Raw genomic sequence first — 19,182 nt, 5'->3', positions numbered from 1 at the left:
GGCGTGGGGAAGCACAGCGCGGGCGGCGGCCGGCAGAGCCGCGACAACGACATATCGAGCACCCTCGGCGGCGGCCGGTCAGGACAGGGCCGCAGACGCCGGGGCGCCTCGCCCGCTTCCGTCCCGTCCCAGGTCCAGGCGCCGAGCGCCCGCTACGACGGCGGGTACGCGGGCGGCTACCCGGACGCCCGCCCGCACCCCGAGCACCGTGAGCACGCCGCCTGGGGCGCCCAGGACGGCTGGGCGGCGGAGACCGGCCGCGGCCATGGCCACGGCGTCGGATACCGGCCGGGCGAGATCCCGGACCCGTACGACACCGGCCAGTGGCAGACCTTCGACCAGCCCGTGCACCCGGTCCCGGACCCGTACGACACCGGTCAGTGGCAGACCTTCGACCAGCCCGTTCTCCCGCCGCAGGCCTTCGAGGCCCCGCCCGGCCACCGGATACCCCGGCCGCGCGCCGAGCGGGAGATGCTTCCCGAGCCGGAGCCCGTCGTGGACTCCGCGCTGCCGGCCACCGCGGCTGACACGGGCAGGAAGAGTGGCGGCAAGGGCCGTGCGTTCACCGGGATCGCCGCCGCCGCGGTGGTGACGGTGCTCGCCGTGGTCGTCGCCGGTCAGGTCGGCAAGAGTGGCTCGGCGCACAGCGAGGCCGGCGCCTCCGACGGCGCTACGCGCGACGGCAACGACGCGGCCTCGCGGTCGAAGGAGCGTCCGACGCCCGGCGCCGCACCGTCGAACGCACCCGCCGTGGCCGTCGCCAGTTACGACCAACTGATGGCCAGGCAGTATCCGCTGGACCCCAAGTTGAGCCTGAGCGGCCAGTTCCAGACGATGCCGGGACACGATCCCGCCCCCGGCAAGGGGAAGGTGCTGCGCTTCCGGGTGGACGTGGAGAAGGGCCTGCCCCTCGATGCCGCGCTCTTCACCCAGACGGTCTTCAAGACCCTGAACGACGACCGGAGTTGGGGACACGGCGGGATCAAGACATTCGAGCGGGTGTCATCCGGCCCGGTCGACATCGTCGTTACGCTCGCCAGTCCCGGAACCACCGCGAAGTGGTGTGCGAAATCCGGCCTGGACACCACAGTTGACAATGTGTCATGTGACGCTGCGTCGACCGAGCGCACCATGATCAACGCGTTCCGGTGGGCGCAGGGCGCCGACACCTTCGGCCCCGATCGGATGCACGAGTACCGGCAGATGCTCATCAACCACGAGGTCGGCCACCGGCTCGGACACGGCCATGTCGGCTGCCCGACCGCGGGCGCGTTGGCACCGGTGATGATGCAGCAGACGAAGTTCCTGTCGCTCGACGGCGGCCCCACCTGCAAGCCCAACGCCTGGCCCTTCCCGAAGGCCTGAGCGGCCCGAGTGGCTTCCCGTCCCGCCGGGACGGGGAGCGGTCCCGGCGGGCGGGGAGCGGTCCTGCCGACCGGTCTCGCCGACCGGGTTTTTGACATCGGCGGGATCATCGTCCACGCTTCTGGGCATGTCGCACCGCCACGTCTCCGAGGACGCCAGCATCGAGCTGGCTCTCTTCGGCGTGGCCGAAATCTGCGTAGCCGACATTCTCTGTCGTTGACCCACGGTTCGGTCGTGTAGAGGCTTCTGCCTCCGCCCCGGACTGTCCTTCCGTGGGCAGACGCACCCCCCTGAGTTCGAGCCAATTCTCCGTTGAGGGGAAGCGGCTGCTGCTGCCCGCGGGTATTCGTTGAATCCTGCCGTCACACCTCGCAGCCGCGAAAGGCCGATCTCTCATGCGTCAACTGTCCCTCATATCCCGCCGCGTGGCAGCGGTAGCCGTTGGTCTGGCCCTCGCCGGAGGGGCCGCCGCCTGCGGCCCGAAGGACAGCGGTGCCAAGGCCTCCTCCGACGCCAAGCCCGCCAAGGGCGGCACCCTGTACGTGCTGAACAACCAGGCGCAGGAGGACTTCGACCCGGCCCGCCTGTACACCTCGGGCGGTGGCAACGTGCCCTCGCTCGTCTACCGCACGCTGACCACCCGCACCCGGGCGAACGGCGCCGAGGGCTCGAAGGTCGCCGCGGACCTGGCCACCAACACCGGTGAGCCGAGCAAGGACGCCACCGTCTGGACGTACCACCTCAAGGACGGCCTGAAGTACGAGGACGGCACGGCCATCACGACCGCCGACATCAAGTACGGCATCGAGCGCTCCTTCGCGGCCGAGCTGTCCGGCGGCGCACCCTACCTGCGCGACTGGCTGATCGGCGGCGCCGCGTACCAGGGCCCGTACAAGGACAAGAAGGGCCTGGCGTCGGTGGAGACGCCGGACGCCAGGACGATCGTGTTCCACCTGAACAAGCCCGAGGGCGAGTTCCCGTTCCTGGCCACGCAGACCTCGTTCGCCCCCGTCCCCAAGGCGAAGGACACCGGTACCAAGTACGCGGAGCACCCGGTCTCCTCGGGCCCGTACAAGGTGATCAAGAACGAGAACAACGGCGAGCACCTGGTGCTGGAGCGCAACCCCAACTGGTCGCAGGCCACCGACGACCAGCGCAAGGCGTACCCGGACAGCATCGACGTCCAGTCGGGTCTCGACCAGGCCGTCATCAACCAGCGGCTCTCCACCGGCTCCGGCAAGGACGCGGCCGCCGTCACCACCGACACCAACCTCGGCCCGGCCGAGCTGGCCAAGGTCAACGGCGACAAGGCACTCGCGAGCCGGGTCGGCACCGGCCACTTCGGCTACACCGACTACATCGCCTTCAACCCGAAGGTGAAGCCGTTCGACAACCCGAAGGTGCGCCAGGCCATCGCGTACGCGGTCAACCGCACCACCGTGGTCAACGCGGTCGGCGGCTCCTCGCTCGCCGACCAGGCCACCACGTACCTGCCGGAGCAGGCGTCCTTCGGCTACACGCCGTACGACCCGTTCCCGGCGGGCAAGACCGGTGACCCGGCCAAGGCCAAGCAGGTGCTGGCGGAGGCCGGCTACCCGAACGGGATCACCGTCTCGCTCACCCATGACGTCACCAAGGCCGACGAGCAGGGCCCCGAGGTCGCCACGGCCGTCCAGGACGCGCTGAAGGCGGCCGGCATCACCGTCAAGCTCGACGGCCAGGAGCACAAGGCGTTCAGCGACAAGATCCACAACGTCTCGACCGAGCCGGGCTTCTTCCTCACCGGCTGGGGCGCGGACTGGCCGTCCGGCGGCCCGTTCCTCGGCCCGATCTTCGACGGCCGGCAGATCGTCAAGGACGGCTCCAACTTCAACAACGCGCAGCTCGACGACCCGGCCGTCAACGCCGAGATCGACGAGATCAACAAGCTGACCGACCTCAAGGCCGCCGCGGCCCGCTGGGGCGCGCTGGACAAGAAGATCGGTGAGCAGGCCGTCACCGTGCCGCTCTTCCACCCGGTCTACAAGCGGCTGTTCGGCAAGGACATCAAGAACGTCGTGATCAGCGACTGGACGGGCGTCCTCGACATCTCGCAGGTCTCGGTCAAGTGACCACCCAGGACCTGACGGCCGTCGAGGCGGGAGCGGTCGGCAACCCGGCCGCCCCCGCCCCGGGGGCCCGGCAGGTCTGGCGACGGCTGCGCGCCCAGCGCGCGGCCGTCGTCGGCACCGCCGTCATCGCACTCCTCGTCCTGGTCGCGCTCGCCGCACCCCTGCTCAGCGCCATCGAGGGCCAGAACACCACGGCCTACCACCCCGAGCTCGTCGACTCCGCCTCCGGCGGCGTCCCGCTCGGCACCTTCGGCGGGATCAGCGGCGACCACTGGCTCGGCGTCGAACCCGGCACCGGCCGCGACATGTTCGCCCGCCTCGTCCACGGCGCCCAGATCTCGCTGGCCGTCGCACTCGGCGCGACCCTCGTCCAGATCCTCGTCGGCGTCGGCACCGGCCTCGCCGCCGGGCTCGGCAACCGCTTCGTGGACAACTTGCTCAGCCGCGTCACCGACGTCATGATCACCATGCCCGCGCTGGTCTTCGCCATCGCGCTGATGGCCGTGGTCCCCGACAGCTTCCCGCGCCCGCTGCTGCTGGCGCTCATCATCGGCTTCGTCGCGTGGGGCAGCATCTCCAAGCTCGTCAGGGCGCAGGTGCTCAGCCTCAAGTCGCTGGACTACGTGGCCGCCTCCCGGCTCGCCGGCTCCGGAACCTGGCGGATCGCCCGCCGGGAACTGCTGCCGTCGCTCGTCGCGCCCGTCATCACGTATGCCGCGCTCCTCATCCCGGCCAACATGGTCATCGAGTCCGGGCTGTCGTTCCTCGGCATCGGCGTGAAGCCGCCCACGCCGTCCTGGGGCCAGATGCTCTCCAGCGCCAACACCTGGTACGAGGCCGACCCCGCGTACGTGCTGCTGCCCGCCGCGATGCTCTTCGTCAGCGTGCTCGCCTTCACCGTGCTAGCCGACGGGATCAGGACCGCGCTCGACCCGCGCGCCGCCAGCCGGCTCCGCGTCGGCACCGGCCGCAAGCGCGAGGAGGCCGCGTCATGATCCGCTTCCTGCTGCGCCGTACGGTCTCCGCCGCGGTGGTCCTGCTGGTGCTGGCCGTCGTGCTGTACGCCGTCTTCTACCTGGCGCCCGGCGACCCCGCGCAATTGTCCTGCGGGCCCAAGTGCTCGCCCGCCCAGCTCGTGCAGGTCCGCGAGCAGATGAGCCTGAACGACTCGGTGTACGTGCAGTTCTGGCACTTCCTGCAGGGCATCGCCACCGGTCACGACTACAGCACCGGCACCGGCACGGTGCACTGCTCCGCGCCCTGCTTCGGCCAGTCCTACCGCACCGGCGAACTGGTCACCGACATCCTCGTCGCCAAGCTGCCTGCCACCGCCTCCCTCGCGCTCGGCGCGATGGTGCTGTGGCTGATCCTCGGCATCGGCACCGGGGTGCTGTCCGCGCTGCGCCGCGGCCGGCCCACCGAACGGCTGCTCACCGGGCTCACCCTCGCCGGCACCGCCACCCCGGTGTTCATCATCGGCATCCTGCTGCTGATGCTCTTCTGCTCGGTGCTGCAGTGGCTGCCCTACCCCTCGTACGTGCCGTTCACCGACGACCCGCAGCAGTGGGCCTGGAACCTGCTGCTGCCCTGGCTGGCACTGGCCCTCGTCGAGTCCGCCAAGTACGCGCGGCTGACGCGCAGTTCCATGCTGGAGACGCTCGCGGAGGACCACATCCGCACCTTCCGCGCCTACGGCGTCAGCGAGCGGGCGATCATCGGGCGGCACGCGCTGCGCGCCGCCCTCACTCCGGTGATCGCGCTGTCCGCGCTCGACCTGGGCACGATGTTCGGCGGCGCGCTGCTGACCGAGTCGCTGTTCAACGTGCCCGGCCTGGGCCAGAAGCTCGTGCAGTCCGTCGAGCTGAAGGACCTGCCCGTCGTGGTGGGCATCGTGCTCGTCATGGGCTTCGCCGTCGTCATCGCCAACGCCGCCGCGGACGTGCTCTACGCGCTGGCCGACCGAAGGGTGGTGCTGGCATGAGCGCGGCCATCGATTCCGCTGTGGGTTCCGCCGCCACGGCCGGACTCGCCGAGCCGCTGGTGGAGGTGACGGACCTCGTCGTCGAGTTCCCCACCGCCTCCGGCACCGTACGGGCCGTCGACGGCCTCAGCTTCCGGCTCGAAGCGGGCGGCGCCCTCGGCATCGTGGGCGAATCGGGCTCCGGCAAGAGCGCTACCGCGTACGCGCTGCTGGACCTGCACCGGGGGACCGGCGCGCGGACCGGCGGCACCGTACGGGTCGCCGGGACGGACGTCCTCGGCGCCGACGACACCGAGCTGCGGCGGCTGCGCGGCGGCCGGGCGGCGATGGTCTTCCAGGACCCGCTCTCCTCGCTCGACCCCTACTACGCGATCGGTGACCAGATCGCCGAGGTCTACCGCGTCCATGTGAAGGCGACCCGGCGGGCTGCCCGCGAGCGGGCCGTCCAGGTGCTCGACCGGGTCGGCATCCCGGACGCAGCCCGGCGCTCGCGCGCCCGGCCGCACGAGTTCAGCGGCGGCATGCGCCAGCGCGCGCTCATCGCCATGGCGCTGGCCTGCGAACCGCGGCTGCTGATCGCCGACGAGCCGACCACCGCACTCGACGTCACCGTCCAGGCCCAGATCCTCGATCTGCTGCACGAGCTGCGTGCCGAGACCGGCATGGGGCTGCTGCTCGTCACCCACGACCTGGGTGTTGTGGCCGGCAGCGTCGACGACGTCCTCGTCATGCGGAACGGCTCCGCCGTCGAACGCGGACCCGTGAGCGCCGTACTGGACGCCCCGCGCGAGCCCTACACGCGGGCGCTGCTCGCGGCGGTGCCGCAGGTGGACGCGCCCCGGCCCGTCCTCCTTGTGAAGCAGCGGACGGCCGACGAGCCGGCTGCCGTCGAGGCGCCGCTTCTCGAAGCGGTCGGCCTGCGGCGGGAGTTCGGCAAGCGCCGCGACACCGTGACCGCCGTGGACGGCGTGTCGCTCACCGTTCGGCGAGGCGAGACGCTCGGCATCGTCGGTGAGAGCGGCAGCGGGAAGACCACCCTCGGCCGGATGCTGGTGCGGCTGCTCGACCCCACGGACGGTGAACTCCGTTACGCGGGGCGGGACATCGGCTCGCTGAGCGACAAGGCGCTGCGACCGCTGCGCCGCGAGCTGCAGATGGTCTTCCAGGACCCGGTCTCGTCCCTCAATCCGCGGCGCAGCATCGGCGAGTCGATCGCCGACCCGCTGCGGGCGGCGGGGGAGCTCTCGGACAAGGCGGTCGTCGAGCGGGTGCGGGAGCTGCTGGAGCGGGTCGGACTCGAACCGGACTGGTACCACCGCTACCCGCACGAGTTCAGCGGCGGCCAGCGGCAGCGGGTCGGGATCGCACGGGCGCTGGCGCCGTCCCCGAAGCTGATCGTCTGCGACGAGCCCGTCTCGGCGCTCGACGTGACGACCCAGGCCCAGGTCGTCGCGCTGCTCGGGGAGTTGCAGCGCGACCTCGGGCTCTCGCTGGTCTTCATCGCGCACGACCTGGCGGTGGTGCGGCAGGTCAGCGACCGGGTCGCGGTCATGCGGGCCGGGAAGATCGTTGAGGAGGGACCGGCGGACGCGGTGTACGACGCGCCCCGGCACGCCTACACCCAGGGTCTGCTGGCGGCCGTCCCGGTGCTCGACCCGGTCGAATCCGCGGCGCGGCGCGCGACCCGGAAGGGGCTCGCCGGAGTCTGAGGACGGCACTCCGGACGGGGCGCTCCGCGGTCGGAAACGACTGAGTGGAGTGTGTTGTTCCGCGCACCCTAAGCGACGACAACGCGTTGTGGTGCGAGAAGTTACGACCGTTCACCCCTTCTGGTGGCGCGGCGGACAACCGTCCGTCGCGCCACTGTCGTACCGGCATACCGTCGTCGCGCCGGGCAGACCCATCCGCCCTCCCGGCCATGGCTCCGGCGGACCGGCGAAGGAAGGGGGGCGTACACATGCGCATCGCGTTGCTCACCGAGGGTGGCTATCCGTATGCACGAGGTGAAGGCGGCGCCTGGTGCGACCGGCTCGTGCGCGGGCTTCCTGGCCACGAATTCGAGGTGTACGCGCTCAGCAGGTCCGAGCGGACGGAGACCGGCGGACAGGTCGAACTGCCGTCGCAGGTGCGGCGGGTGCGCAGCGAACGGCTGTGGGGCGCGCCGCCGGAGGACGACGGCTGCCGCGGCCGGGCGGCCCGCCGGGCGCGCCGCCGCCGGTTCCTGCACCACTACCGGGAGCTAGTCGGCGCGCTGGCGGGCGGCGACGAGGGATCCGCCGCGGGCTGCGCCGACGGCGCCGTCTCCGACACCGGCTCCGACGGCTACGGAGGGGCCCGGGCGGACCGTTTCGCCTCCGGTCTCTACGGGCTGGCCGAACTCGCCCGCGAGGAGGGCGGCCTGCCGGGACTGCTCCAGTCGGAGCACGCCCTGCGCGCCCTGGAGGACGCCTGCCGCGCCCCCGGCGTACGACCCCTGCTGACCGCCGCCGGCGTGGCGGACCTGCTCACCGCGGCCGAACTCCTCGAACGCGCCCTGAGACCGCTCTCCGCACCCTGGTACGAACCGGACGAGCTCGGCGCCGCCGATCTGTGCCATGCCGTTTCCGGCGGACCCGCGACCCTTCCCGGGCTGCTGGCCAAACGGTTCTTCGGAACCCCGCTCCTGGTCACGGAGTACGGCGTCCGGCTGCGCGAGGCGCTGCTCGCGCACCGCGCGTCCGGGCTCTCCGCCGAAGTCCGCGCCCTCCTCACCGCGTTCCACCGGCTGCTCGCCGGTGAGTCCTACCGCGAGGCCGCTCTGATCACCCCGGGCAGCACCCATGCCCGGCGCTGGCAGGAACGGTGCGGCGCCGACCGTTCCCGGCTGCGGACCGTCTACCCGGGCATGGAGGCCGCCCGCTTCGCCCGCGCCGGCGAAGCCGCGGAGGCGGCCGGCGCGGACGCCCCCGCCGGGCACGCCGACCCCACCCTCACCTGGGTCGGCCGCCCCGACCCGGCCAAGGACCTCATCGCGCTCCTGCACGCCTTCGACGCGATACGCAGAGCGGAACCGGGCGCACGGCTCCGGATCCTGCATGTCCGCGGCGGTGTCGACGGCTACCTTGCGGGGTGCCGCACGCTGGCCGCCCAACTCTTCCCCGACGAGGCCCAGGACGCGGTGACCGTCGGCGAGAGTCCCGTCACCTTCGAGGAGATCGGCTCGCCCGGCGCCCCGCAGCTCGCCGACGCGTACGCCTCCGGCGACGTCGTCGTCCTGTCCAGCATCGTCGAGGGCTTCCCGCTGAGCCTCGTCGAGGCGATGTTCTGCGGACGCGCGACGGTCTCCACCGACGTGGGCGCCGTCCGAGAAGTCATCGGCGGCACGGGCCTGGTCGTACCGCCCCGCAACCCCAAGGCGCTCGCCGACGCCTGCCTCGCGCTGCTGCGCGACCCCGAGCGCGCCGCCCGGCTCGGCGCCGCGGCGCGCGAGCGGGCGCTCGAACTCTTCACCGTCGAGCGGTGCGTGGGCGCGTTCCGCGAGATCTATCTGGAGCTGGTCGCGCACTGTCCCGTACGGCGCGAGCCGCTGCTCGACACCGACGGTGTGCCGCGCCCCTTCGCGGAGCCCGCCGAGGCGCATGTCCCCGGCCGCCTCACGCCGGTCCTGCCCGCCCCCACCTGGGCCCGCCGCCCGCAACCCGCGGGTTTCCCGTTCCCGGGCGGTGACCTCACATGACCGCCACCCCGACCCATGGATCCGCGCAGGCCGCGCTCCTCGCCCGCATCCTCGCGGACGCCCCCACCGATCCGACGCCCCCCAACGAGCCCTTCCCCGGCGCCGACCTCCTCCCCCCGGCCTTCCGCCGCCCGGCCTCCGACCCGGTCGAAGACCCGGAGCCGGACGACGGCGTCGCGATGGCGGAAGCCGCGGCCGAGGGCTTGAGCGGCTGCGTCGAGCTCCCGGACTCCGGCCGGGTCGGTGACCCGGGCCCGGTCGATGGCGTCGCGATGGCGGAAGCCGCGGCCGAGGACTTGGGCGACTTGGGCGACTGCGTCGAGCTCCCGGACTCCGGCCGGGTCGGTGACCCGGGCCCGGCCGACGGCGCTGCGATGGCCGAAGCCGCGGCTGACGGCTTGAGGGACTGCGTCGATCCTTCCGACGCGGTGGATTCCGTAGCCGCACCGGACCGCGTGACCGCGGATGACGTGATCGCCCGGCCGGAGGGCGACGTCGCCTCCGGGGCCGACCCGCACGCGGAGGCGCCGACCGCCGTGCTCGACGCCGCGGGCGAGATCCGTGCGCGGGTCGTGGCGGCGCTGGGCTACGGACCGGGAACGGACGGCCGCGCGATCGCGCCGGAGCCGCCGGACGCCGGGCCGGCGGAGGACACGCCGGATCCGGACCGTCCGGTCCGTGCCGCCGCCGCGGACGACGGAACGATGCTCGTGGCGCCGCAGCCGCTCCTGCCGTCCGGCGACGGTGGGGGCCCCGCCCAGGCTGCTGTTCTGGCCGCTGGCACGGACGCCCAGGACACCGATGCCCGTGCCACCGACGCCCAGGACACCGACGCACCGGACACCGTGGCCGAACCCGCCGGGAGGGCCGCGGTGGCGCGGCGGCGGGGGCCTGCTGATCCTGTGCGCGGGGTCATGCACCGGCATGAGGAGCTGTGCGCGGGGGCGGTGGACATGCTGGAGATCGCTGCCGGGCTGGAGGCGCACGGCGTCACGGACCGGGTGGCGGGACGCTTCCGGCACCGGGACGTGTTCTCGCTGGCGGACGAGTTGTACGCCCGCGTCCCGCACGGCGACGCGGGCAAGCGGTCCGGCGAACAGCGGACGGCCGCCCGCGTCGGCCCGGTACGCGTCGGTCTGCTGCATCTGCTGCCCGGCGCGGGCTGCGCCGCGGCGGCCGCGTTCGTGTCGCGGTCACCCGCCCTCGGCGCTGCGGTCGCCCTGCTCGTCGCGCCGGCCACCTGGGCGGCGCTGCGGCGCGGCCCGCTGCGTACCGAGGGCGGCGGCGGGGCGCTGTGGGGCGTGTGGCTGCTGGCGTTCGCGCTGTGCGGCGGCCCGCTGCTGGCGGGAGTGCTCGACGCACCGTTCGAGGCGCCCGCCACCGGCCCGTTCGTGGCGCTGGCGCTCACGCTGGCACCCGCGGCGTGGTGCGCGCACCGCTTCGCGTTGCGGGCGCGGGCCGAGCTCGCGCTGAGCCGCGGGCTCGGGGAGTTCGCCGCCCGGGTGCGCCCGCTGCTCGCCGGCACCCTCGCGCTGTATCTCTCGGCGCTGCTCGCGGTCCTGTGGGCCGCCGCCGCGCTGGGCGGTTCTGCCGGCGTCGCCGGGGCCGCCGCGCTCGGGATGCTGCTGTTCACGGCCCGGCTGCTCGCGGTGCACGGCTTCACCAGGGCGGCGGCGTGGGGGACCGGCGCTGCGGCCGCCGCCGAAGGAGCCGCGCTCGCCGCGGCCGTACTGCACCGCGTGCCGGGCTTGGCGGCCCTCGCGGCCCCGGTCCGATGGGCCGGTCCGGCGGCGATACCCGCCCTGGCCTGCGGCTGCGCCGCCACCGCCCTCGTCCTGCACGCCTTCCGCGCCCTCACCCGGGCCTCGGCGCACGGCACCGGTGCCCGCACGGACACCCCCGCCGCCGCTCTCCGCACCACAGACCTCCGCAACACCAACCAGGAGAAACGTTGATCACGCACCGAACCACCCCGCTCCCCCCACCGCGCGGGACAGCGCACCGGCAAGGCCACCGGCAGGGAGGTGTCGGCCGATGAGAGTGCTGCTGCTCGGAGCCGATGGATTCCTCGGCCGGCACGTGGCCGAACGGCTGCTCGCCGACCCCGCCGTACAGCTGACCGCGCTGGGGCGCAGCGATGACGCGGATGTGCGGTTCGACCTGGCGAGCGGGGCGCCGGGCGCGCTGGCGCGGTTCCTGGACGCCGTGCACCCGGGCGTCGTCGTCAACTGCGCGGGTGCGACCCGCGGCGGTGCCCGCGACCTGACCCGGCACAACACGGTGGCGGTGGCGACCGTGTGCGAGGCGATGCGGCGCAGCAGCACCGGCGCGCGCCTGGTCCAGGTGGGATGCGCGTCGGAGTACGGGCCCTCGCCGGTCGGTGCGTCGACCCCCGAGGACGCGGTGCCGCGGCCGGGCGGCCCGTACGGGGTGAGCAAGCTCGCCGCGTCCGAGCTGGTGCTCGGCTCGGGTCTCGACGCGGTGGTGCTGCGGGTCTTCAGCCCGGTCGGCCCCGGCACGCCGACGAGCTCACCGCTGGGGCGGTTGGCCGAGGCGCTGCGCCGGGCGATGCAGAGCGGTGACGGCGAGCTCAAGCTCGGCGGTCTCGCCGTGCAGCGCGACTTCATCGACGTCCGGGACGTGTCGCGTGCGGTGCACGCCGCGTCGCTGTCGGCCGCGCAGGGCCTGGTGAACATCGGATCGGGCCGGGCCGTACGTATGCGTGACATGGCTGCCGGGCTCGCGCATGTCGCGGGCTACGACGGCACCCTGCACGAGCTGGACGAGCCGCAGGTCGCGCCCGGCCCGCCGCCGTACCCCGACGGCTGCGGCATCTGGCAGCAGGCGGACGTACGGACGGCCCGTGACCGGCTGGGCTGGCGGCCCCGTATCGGCCTCGAGGAATCGCTGGCCGATGTCTGGATGGAGGCGGCATGCCGCGTCTGAGACCGCCGCACTTCTGGGGTGCGGGGCTGCGCGACCGTTCCGGCGGAGCCGGCCCGGGAGCGGTCGGCCGGGCCCGTAATGACCGGCTCGGCTTCGGGGTCCCGGTGAACGCGCACCCGCTGGTGGCACCTGGCGAGTGGGGTGAACTCGCCCGGCCGGGAACGCCGTTGCACTGGGTGGTGCTGAACGTGGCCCGCGGCCCCGGCACCCGGCCCGATCCGCTGTACACGGAGGCGGTGGCGCGGGTCCGGGAGAGCGGGGTGCCGGTTCTCGGCCATCTGGACGCCGCGCTCGGGACGCGGCCGTTCGGCGAGCTGGTCTCGGACGCCTCCCACTACCTGGACTGGTACCGGGTCGACGGCTTCTACGTGGACCGCGCGCCGACGGAGCGTTCCGCGGAGAACGAGTGCCGCCGGGTGACGACGACGCTGCGGGCGCTGCTGGCGGGGGACGGTGGCGCCGGGCAGGGCGACGGTGGTGACGGTCACATCGTGCTGGGGCACGGCTCGCACCCGTATCCCGGGTACGCCGAGGTCGCCGACCAGCTGGTGACGTTCTCCGGCCCGTGGACCCGTTACCGCTGGTCGGAGGCGCCGCAGTGGACGGCCGCGTACCCGCCGGAGCGCTTCGCGCACCTTGTCCACGGCGTGCCGCGGTCGCATCTGGAGACGGCGATGCGGATCGCCCGCTGGCAGGGCGCGGCCACCGTCTGCTTCACGGACCGCACCGACCGGGACGGCACCGACCCGTGGGAGGGTCTGGCCGGTTACTGGGACGAATCGGTGCGAACGTTACGAAAGCAGCCACCGCCCAGTATCTGAGCCCCATCGGTCTCGCTCCTCGGACCGGGTGTCTCGGAATGAAGACCGGCGTGGCAGTGTTACGGAGAGAACCACCCGTACACCCGTATGCCTACCGATCCGGAGTCCCCGTGTCGCTGCCACCCCTGGTCGAGCCGGCTGCCGAGCTCACCGTCGACGAGGTCCGCAGGTACTCGCGCCACCTGATCATCCCCGATGTGGGGATGGACGGACAGAAGCGGCTGAAGAACGCCAAGGTGCTGTGCGTCGGCGCCGGCGGCCTCGGCTCGCCGGCCCTGATGTACCTGGCCGCCGCCGGTGTCGGCACGCTCGGCATCGTGGAGTTCGACGAGGTCGACGAGTCGAACCTGCAGCGCCAGATCATCCACAGCCAGGCGGACATCGGCCGTTCCAAGGCCCAGTCCGCGCGCGATTCCGTCCTCGGCATCAACCCGTACGTGAACGTCGTTCTCCACGAGGAGCGCCTCGAGGCCGAGAACGTCATGGAGATCTTCTCCCAGTACGACCTGATCGTCGACGGTACGGACAACTTCGCGACCCGCTACCTGGTCAACGACGCGTGCGTGCTGCTGGACAAGCCCTACGTCTGGGGCTCGATCTACCGCTTCGACGGACAGGCGTCCGTCTTCTGGAGCGAGCACGGCCCGTGCTACCGCTGCCTCTACCCGGAGCCCCCGCCCCCCGGCATGGTCCCCTCCTGCGCCGAGGGCGGCGTGCTGGGCGTGCTCTGCGCGTCCATCGGGTCGATCCAGGTCACCGAGGCGATCAAGCTGCTCGCCGGTATCGGCGACCCGCTGGTCGGCCGTCTGATGATCTACGACGCGCTGGAGATGACCTACCGCCAGGTCAAGGTCCGCAAGGACCCGGAGTGCGCGGTCTGCGGTGAGAACCCGACCGTCACCGAGCTGATCGACTACGAGGCCTTCTGCGGCGTCGTCTCCGAGGAGGCCCAGGAGGCCGCCGCCGGTTCGACGATCACGCCGAAGCAGCTCAAGGAGTGGATCGACGACGGCGAGAACATCGAGATCATCGATGTCCGCGAGCCGAACGAGTACGAGATCGTCTCCATCCCGGGCGCCAAGCTCATCCCCAAGGGCGAGTTCCTGATGGGCACCGCCCTGCAGAACCTGCCCCAGGACAAGCGCATCGTCCTGCACTGCAAGACGGGTGTCCGCTCCGCGGAAGTCCTCGCCGTCCTGAAGTCCGCGGGCTTCTCGGACGCGGTGCACGTCGGTGGCGGCGTCATCGGCTGGGTGCACACGATCGAGCCGCACAAGCCTGTGTACTAGCGGTACCGCCGGCTGCGCATACGTGAGGGCCCGCCCACCGGGAACGGTGTGCGGGCCCTCACGTCCGATCAGGAGCAGGTGGTTCCCTTGGCGGGGACCGTCCCGTCCAGCAGATAGGCGTTGACGGTCTTCGTCATGCAGGCGTTGCCGCTGTTGTACGCGCCGTGGCCCTCGCCCTTGTACGTGATCTCGATCCCGACGTCCGCACCGAGCCCGGCCGCCATCTTCCCGGCGCCCTCGTACGGCGTGGCCGGGTCACCGGTGTTGCCGATAACCAGCATCGGCGCCGCGCCCGGGGCGCCGACGTCCGGCGTCTGCCAGTTCCCCGCCACCGGCCAGCCGGTGCACGCCGGAAGGCTCCAGGCCAGGAACTCGCCGAAGACGGGGGAGGCCTGACGGAACGCCGGCAGTTTCGCCCGCACCTGGTCCTGCGTGTAACGCTGCTTGGCGTCGGCGCAGTTGACCGCCGTGTTGGCCGGCATCAGGTTGTTGTACCGGCCCTTCTGGTCCCGGCCGGCGAACGAGTCGGCGAAGGCGAGCAGCAGATTGCCGCTGCCTGTCGCCTTGGCCTCCTTGAGCGCCATGGTCAGGTACTTCCAGTCGTCCTTCGAGTACAGGGTGGCGGCGATCCCATTCGTCGCGATGGTCTGGGTGACCTCGCGGCCGTCGTCGGTCGGCAGCGGCTTGCTGTCGAGCTTCGCCAGGAACGCGGCGATCCACCGGTCGCCCTCCGACCGGCTGCGGCCGGTCGGGCAGGCCGCGGTGTTCTTCGCGCAGTCCGTCAGGTAGTTGTCCAGCGCGAGCTGGAAGCCCTTCGCCTGGCCGATGCCGGCCTGCTCCGGGTCGAGCGTCGGGTCGACCACCCCGTCGAGGACGGCGCGGCCCACCTTCCGCGGGAACAGATGGGCGTAGACGCCGCCGAGCTCCGTCCCGTACGAGATACCGAAGTAGTGCAGCTGGTCGTCACCCAGGACCTGGCGCATCAGATCCATGTCGCGGGCGGCACTGATCGTGTCCACGTGCGCCAGTACGTCGCCCGAGTTCTGCACGCACGCCGCCACCAGCTTCCGCAGATCGGCCTGCTGCGCCCGCACCTCGTCGGGTGTGTCCGGGGTCCCGTCGATCGAGCGCGAGGCGTCCGTGGCCCGGTCGCTCAGGCACTTCACGCCCTGGCTCTCGCCGACCCCGCGCGGATCGAAGCTCACCAGGTCGTAGCGCGACCGCAGCTTCTCGTAGTCCTTCTCGAAGGACGGCAGCGCGGCGACGCCCGAGCCGCCGGGGCCACCGAAGTTGAAGACCAGCGACCCGAGCCGGGCGCCGCCGCCCGTGGCCTTGGCGCGGATCATCGCGAGACCGATGGTCGGCCCGTCCGGCTTCGCGTAGTCCAGCGGCGCCTTGAGCGTCGAGCACTGCCACTCGCTCCCCGGCGCCTTCCCGTCCGCCCCCTGCGCCACGCTCGGCGCAGGGCACCGCTTCCAGCTCAGCTTCTGCCCGGTCAGCGAGCCGGGCAGCGCGCCCGGCCCGCCGGGCGGCGTGGTGCCCGACGCGGATGTCGTTGCCGCGGGCTTGTCGTCCGCGGCCTTCGAATCCCCGCCGGTACACCCCGCCGCCCCCAGCGCGATGACCAACGCGACACCCACCACCGCGTCCCGCCGCACCCATACGTTGCTCATGGATCTCCCACCCGTCGTTCCCAATGCGCGGATGATCCCATACGGGCGGATAGGTCTGCTTGCGGTTGCGGCTGGGCGCGCGGTGAACGGGCCCGCGGAGTGATCAGCGGACGACGGTCTGGATCTCCTTCACGGTGACGGGAGTCGGGGTCCCGAAGATCCCGTCCGGGAGCGTGTGCGTGGCCGGGCCGTCGGAGCCCCGCCAGGTGACCTTCCAGGTCACAGTCACCGTGAGCTGGTACGAGGAGCCGTTCGGGGTCGACCGGAGGTAGGTCACGCCGCACGGAGGACTGCCGGTGGATCCCTTGGTGTAGGGCGTCCCGACATGGCCGTCCTTGCCGATCGGGCAGTCCCCGCCGGCGGGGTAGACCTTGGCGTCCTCCGTGCCGGGCTCAATGTGCACGCTGAACGGCGTGGCCGTGGTCTCCGCCCAGATGGTGCCGCCCGCGACCGAAGCCCTGACGGTGACGGGCGCGTACTCGTCCCCGCTCAGCCAGACCCAGGTGGGGAGGTTGACGGTCTGGTTCGTCTGCGGGCTCATGGAGACGTTGGTGCCCGGGACACGCATCCGCTGGTAGGCGAGCTGGGAGAGCAGCTCGGGAGAGATGGCGTTCTTGATGGGCGGGGTCTTGCCGTTCTCGACCCAGAACGGGATCTCGGAGCACGAGCCGCGGGCCAGGACATCCGTCGATTCCGGATTCTCCACTCCCGCCCAGAACATGCCCTTTCCGTCCTCGGCGACGTTGAAGTCCTTGTAGCCGGGGTGACCGGGCCACGAATAGCCGTCCGTGTAGTGGTCGCGCATCTGGCCCATCGCGGTGCCGGCCGTGCCGTGCCAATCACCGGAGTTCTCGGTCCAACCCTTCTCGAAGACCTCCTTGTACTCCTTCGCGCCGTACATCGGCGCGTACCAGCAAGGGGGCGGACTCCAGCTCACGTCCGTCGACTTGAGCGGGCCGCGACCCGGCCCGTCGTGGCCGTTGGCGGGGTTGAAGGAGACCTTGGCGTAGATCTCGCCGTGCTTCGAGCCGCCGCCGTTGTCTGCGGGGGGAGGCTGGGTGGTGTTGTCATCCGGTCCGCCCGCGAAGGCAGCACCGCCCGACAGCAGCACCGCGGCCGCGGATACGGCCAGGCCGCGTCTCAGGACCCGGGCCGGAATCACTGCTTGCATTGCGTCGCTTTCCCCTTCACGTCAATGGACTTGGCCTGCCACAGCTCCGGGCCGGTCGGCAGCTTCGTCATGATGATGGAGTAGTACGAGAGATCCTTGTCGCTCGGCTGCGTGTAGAGGACCTTGCCGGTCTTCACCTCGCGGCCGTACATCTTGGTCTGGTCGTTGCAGAACGCCACTTCGGCGGTCTGCCCGTCGGCGGCCACCCTGATCTGCGGACGGTAGTAGCGATCGGTCCCGGTGAGGGTCCAGCCGTGCGTCAGGTGGTTCTGGACGTGGAACTTCCCGTACGCCAAGGCGGCGTCCCGTGAATAGGTCTTCAGCCCCGGGTCGTTCGCGTTCCGCTGTACGACACCGTGCGCGATGCTCTGCACGAAGTTGGCGGCATCGGCCAATGCGACGGCCTTGGCGTGATCGGACGGCGCCGTCCACGCGAATTCGAGCTTCAGATCTGCCGGCAACGTGAGGTCCGGCCCGGTCGCAGTCGGCGTCGCGGAGACCGACGGCGTCGCCGTCGCCGGGGCGGACGATGCGGTCGTCGGGACGCCGTCGATCGTGTCGGACTTGCCGTCGGAGCCGCCCCCGCCGCAGGCGGTGAGCAGGAGGGCGGACGCCGTTGCGAGGGCGGCGGCGGTGAGCGCTGTGGGGGCTCGCATAGAGGTGGAGGGCTCCCGGTCGGTGGGTGGGCACCGTCGGGTCAGCTCTCTGTACGTCCCCGTGGTCCCCGTACGTAGGACGTACGACGTTACCCAAGTCACGCACGGGGATCGAGGGAGGGTCTGTGCCTAATACGTCACGTTCATGTCACTGCCGGCGAGCGGGACGGCGGGGGCCCGGCCGGGCGGGCCCCCGGGACGGTCACCAGTAGCGGTCCTCGATCATCGCCTCCAGGGAGGTGCGGTGCATGATCAGGTCGTCCGGGTCGGCGGGGAGGGCGCGTTCGCCGAAGTGGATCTGGCGGTAGCCGATGCGGAGCATGATGTTGGCGTGCCGTAGGGCCGCGTACAGGGTGTGGAAGTCCAGGTCGCGGGGGGTGTGGCCGCTGGCGTTGCGGTAGCGGTCGGCGATGGCGCCACGGGTCATGAAGTCGGGCAGGCCCGGGTAGCCGGTCTGTTCGGTGAGGTCCTGGAAGAACCGGTGGAGGTAGATCATCCAGCCGAGGTCCAGCTCGCGGGGGCCGAGGGCGGCCATCTCCCAGTCCAGGACCGCGACAGGGTCGAAGCCCGCGTAGAGGATGTTGCCGATCCGGGCGTCGCCCCAGCTCAGGACGGTGGGGCCGGGGTCGGTGGGCCACAGGGCGTCGAGCCGGTCGAAGGCGCGCTCGATGAGCGGGGAACGGGGGCGGCCGTCAACGACCCAGTGGTAGTAGTCGCGTTGGGCCGACACATGGTCGCGCAGGGCGTCGCCGGACTTCCCGGCCAGGAACGCGACCGATTCGACCGGCACGGTGTGCAGCTCGGCCAGCACGTCGACGGTGGCCTGCTGCAGGTGCTCGCGGTCGGCGGGGTCGGCGTCGAAGAGCCAGTTGTCGCCGTAGGTGTACGGCATGACGTCGGGCGGTACGCGGCCCTCGACCCGCTCCATGACGAAGAACGGCGCGCCGAGCGGCGCCGGGTCGGTCTCCAGCCACAGCAGGGCCGGGACCGGGGTCTTGCTGTGCTCGGCGACGGCCTGGATGGTGCGGTACTGGCGCTCCATGTCGTAGAGGGGGAAGGCCGCATACGCGTCGGGGTCGGCGGCCAGCCGCAGGACGCAGCGGCGCAGCTGCTGGCGCGCGGTACCGGTCGGGTGCGGCACGGCGATGTCGAACAGGACGGTCTCGCTCGACATGCCGTTGGAGGACGGGATGAGGAAGGTGCGGGTGTGCGCGCCGGGTTCGCGGGCGTGCAGCCAGGCGTCGAGCCGCTGCCGCAGGAGCTGAGGATCACGGGTGCTGGTGGTCATGTGCGGTGCGGGGGGTGGGGTCGGGCTCGACACGGGTCCTCCTTGCGGGCCTTGCCGGACAGGGCTTCGGCTACTCCCCATTCCTTGCCGGAATCGGCGGGGAGTACGCCGGGCTGCTCCAAGGGGCTGACGGGGTCACTGGGCTGAACGGGTTGCCGCGCCCGCG

The 19,182-nt window shown here is 72.0% G+C and carries 15 protein-coding genes; 11 read left to right on the top strand and 4 right to left on the bottom strand.

Annotated elements, in window-relative coordinates; all coding sequences use genetic code 11:
- Window positions 1-3: 3 nt before the first annotated feature.
- From AC07DC_RS32545 to moeZ, 11 genes are all read left to right on the top strand, one after another.
- Window positions 4-1,365 carry a DUF3152 domain-containing protein gene (locus AC07DC_RS32545; protein ID WP_478918078.1) on the top strand — a complete coding sequence of 454 codons (1,362 nt, stop codon included), beginning with the start codon at window positions 4-6 and terminating at the stop codon, window positions 1,363-1,365.
- A 127-nt stretch (window positions 1,366-1,492) separates the two neighbouring features.
- The gene (locus tag AC07DC_RS32540) at window positions 1,493-1,585 is read left to right on the top strand and encodes an Ms4533A family Cys-rich leader peptide (RefSeq protein ID WP_478918077.1); all 93 of its coding nucleotides are present in this window, start codon (window positions 1,493-1,495) and stop codon (window positions 1,583-1,585) included.
- 175 nt (window positions 1,586-1,760) lie between these two features.
- Entirely contained in the window at window positions 1,761-3,476 is a 1,716-nt protein-coding gene (locus AC07DC_RS32535; RefSeq protein WP_478918076.1) for an ABC transporter substrate-binding protein, read from the top strand.
- Window positions 3,473-4,471: an ABC transporter permease gene (locus AC07DC_RS32530; RefSeq protein WP_478918075.1), complete on the top strand. Its 999-nt coding sequence runs from the start codon at window positions 3,473-3,475 to the stop codon at window positions 4,469-4,471. The genes AC07DC_RS32535 and AC07DC_RS32530 overlap by 4 nt, the downstream gene beginning before the upstream one ends.
- Window positions 4,468-5,457: an ABC transporter permease gene (locus AC07DC_RS32525; RefSeq protein WP_478918074.1), complete on the top strand. Its 990-nt coding sequence runs from the start codon at window positions 4,468-4,470 to the stop codon at window positions 5,455-5,457. The genes AC07DC_RS32530 and AC07DC_RS32525 overlap by 4 nt, the downstream gene beginning before the upstream one ends.
- Entirely contained in the window at window positions 5,454-7,166 is a 1,713-nt protein-coding gene (locus tag AC07DC_RS32520) for an ABC transporter ATP-binding protein (protein ID WP_478918073.1), read from the top strand. The genes AC07DC_RS32525 and AC07DC_RS32520 overlap by 4 nt, the downstream gene beginning before the upstream one ends.
- Before the next feature lie 248 nt (window positions 7,167-7,414).
- Window positions 7,415-9,172, top strand: coding sequence for a DUF3492 domain-containing protein (locus tag AC07DC_RS32515; RefSeq protein ID WP_478918072.1), 1,758 nt, complete (start codon window positions 7,415-7,417; stop codon window positions 9,170-9,172).
- Window positions 9,169-11,127, top strand: coding sequence for a hypothetical protein (locus AC07DC_RS32510; RefSeq protein ID WP_478918071.1), 1,959 nt, complete (start codon window positions 9,169-9,171; stop codon window positions 11,125-11,127). Before AC07DC_RS32515 ends, AC07DC_RS32510 begins: the two co-directional genes overlap by 4 nt.
- Window positions 11,128-11,206: 79 nt before the next feature.
- A complete protein-coding gene (locus AC07DC_RS32505; protein WP_478918070.1) occupies window positions 11,207-12,118 on the top strand; it encodes an NAD-dependent epimerase/dehydratase family protein in 912 nt (303 codons plus the stop codon).
- A complete protein-coding gene (locus AC07DC_RS32500; RefSeq protein ID WP_478918069.1) occupies window positions 12,106-12,939 on the top strand; it encodes a spherulation-specific family 4 protein in 834 nt (277 codons plus the stop codon). The genes AC07DC_RS32505 and AC07DC_RS32500 overlap by 13 nt, the downstream gene beginning before the upstream one ends.
- Before the next feature lie 110 nt (window positions 12,940-13,049).
- Window positions 13,050-14,228 carry an adenylyltransferase/sulfurtransferase MoeZ gene (gene moeZ / locus AC07DC_RS32495; RefSeq protein WP_283467953.1) on the top strand — a complete coding sequence of 393 codons (1,179 nt, stop codon included), beginning with the start codon at window positions 13,050-13,052 and terminating at the stop codon, window positions 14,226-14,228.
- Window positions 14,229-14,296: 68 nt separating this feature from the next.
- Here the strand turns inward: moeZ and AC07DC_RS32490 are convergent, their stop codons facing one another.
- The 4 genes from AC07DC_RS32490 to AC07DC_RS32475 form a co-directional block, all read right to left on the bottom strand.
- Window positions 14,297-15,901 carry an alpha/beta hydrolase gene (locus tag AC07DC_RS32490; protein ID WP_478918068.1) on the bottom strand — a complete coding sequence of 535 codons (1,605 nt, stop codon included), beginning with the start codon at window positions 15,899-15,901 and terminating at the stop codon, window positions 14,297-14,299.
- A gap of 103 nt (window positions 15,902-16,004) precedes the next feature.
- Window positions 16,005-17,072, bottom strand: coding sequence for a hypothetical protein (locus tag AC07DC_RS32485; RefSeq protein WP_478918067.1), 1,068 nt, complete (start codon window positions 17,070-17,072; stop codon window positions 16,005-16,007).
- On the bottom strand, window positions 17,060-17,728 hold the full coding sequence (locus tag AC07DC_RS32480) for a hypothetical protein (RefSeq protein ID WP_478918066.1): 669 nt from the start codon (window positions 17,726-17,728) through the stop codon (window positions 17,060-17,062). Before AC07DC_RS32480 ends, AC07DC_RS32485 begins: the two co-directional genes overlap by 13 nt.
- Window positions 17,729-17,930: 202 nt before the next feature.
- On the bottom strand, window positions 17,931-19,016 hold the full coding sequence (locus tag AC07DC_RS32475; protein ID WP_478918201.1) for a phosphotransferase family protein: 1,086 nt from the start codon (window positions 19,014-19,016) through the stop codon (window positions 17,931-17,933).
- Window positions 19,017-19,182 lie beyond the last annotated feature (166 nt).

It is taken from the genome of Streptomyces sp. NPDC045021, assembly GCF_056432645.1.
Note: the sequence above shows the minus strand (reverse complement) of the source record. Positions and strands in the feature narration are given on the sequence as shown.

What these genes read in the sequence shown, in the direction of transcription:
- AC07DC_RS32535 (WP_478918076.1), top strand. Translation starts at nt 1,761, where the DNA reads ATGCGTCAACTGTCCCTCATATCCCGCCGCGTGGCAGCGGTAGCCGTT.
- AC07DC_RS32540 (WP_478918077.1), top strand. Translation starts at nt 1,493, where the DNA reads ATGTCGCACCGCCACGTCTCCGAGGACGCCAGCATCGAGCTGGCTCTC.
- AC07DC_RS32500 (WP_478918069.1), top strand. Translation starts at nt 12,106, where the DNA reads ATGCCGCGTCTGAGACCGCCGCACTTCTGGGGTGCGGGGCTGCGCGAC.
- AC07DC_RS32515 (WP_478918072.1), top strand. Translation starts at nt 7,415, where the DNA reads ATGCGCATCGCGTTGCTCACCGAGGGTGGCTATCCGTATGCACGAGGT.
- AC07DC_RS32485 (WP_478918067.1), bottom strand. Translation starts at nt 17,072, where the DNA reads ATGCAAGCAGTGATTCCGGCCCGGGTCCTGAGACGCGGCCTGGCCGTA.
- AC07DC_RS32490 (WP_478918068.1), bottom strand. Translation starts at nt 15,901, where the DNA reads ATGAGCAACGTATGGGTGCGGCGGGACGCGGTGGTGGGTGTCGCGTTG.
- AC07DC_RS32475 (WP_478918201.1), bottom strand. Translation starts at nt 19,016, where the DNA reads ATGACCACCAGCACCCGTGATCCTCAGCTCCTGCGGCAGCGGCTCGAC.
- AC07DC_RS32520 (WP_478918073.1), top strand. Translation starts at nt 5,454, where the DNA reads ATGAGCGCGGCCATCGATTCCGCTGTGGGTTCCGCCGCCACGGCCGGA.
- AC07DC_RS32525 (WP_478918074.1), top strand. Translation starts at nt 4,468, where the DNA reads ATGATCCGCTTCCTGCTGCGCCGTACGGTCTCCGCCGCGGTGGTCCTG.
- AC07DC_RS32510 (WP_478918071.1), top strand. Translation starts at nt 9,169, where the DNA reads ATGACCGCCACCCCGACCCATGGATCCGCGCAGGCCGCGCTCCTCGCC.
- AC07DC_RS32505 (WP_478918070.1), top strand. Translation starts at nt 11,207, where the DNA reads ATGAGAGTGCTGCTGCTCGGAGCCGATGGATTCCTCGGCCGGCACGTG.
- AC07DC_RS32480 (WP_478918066.1), bottom strand. Translation starts at nt 17,728, where the DNA reads ATGCGAGCCCCCACAGCGCTCACCGCCGCCGCCCTCGCAACGGCGTCC.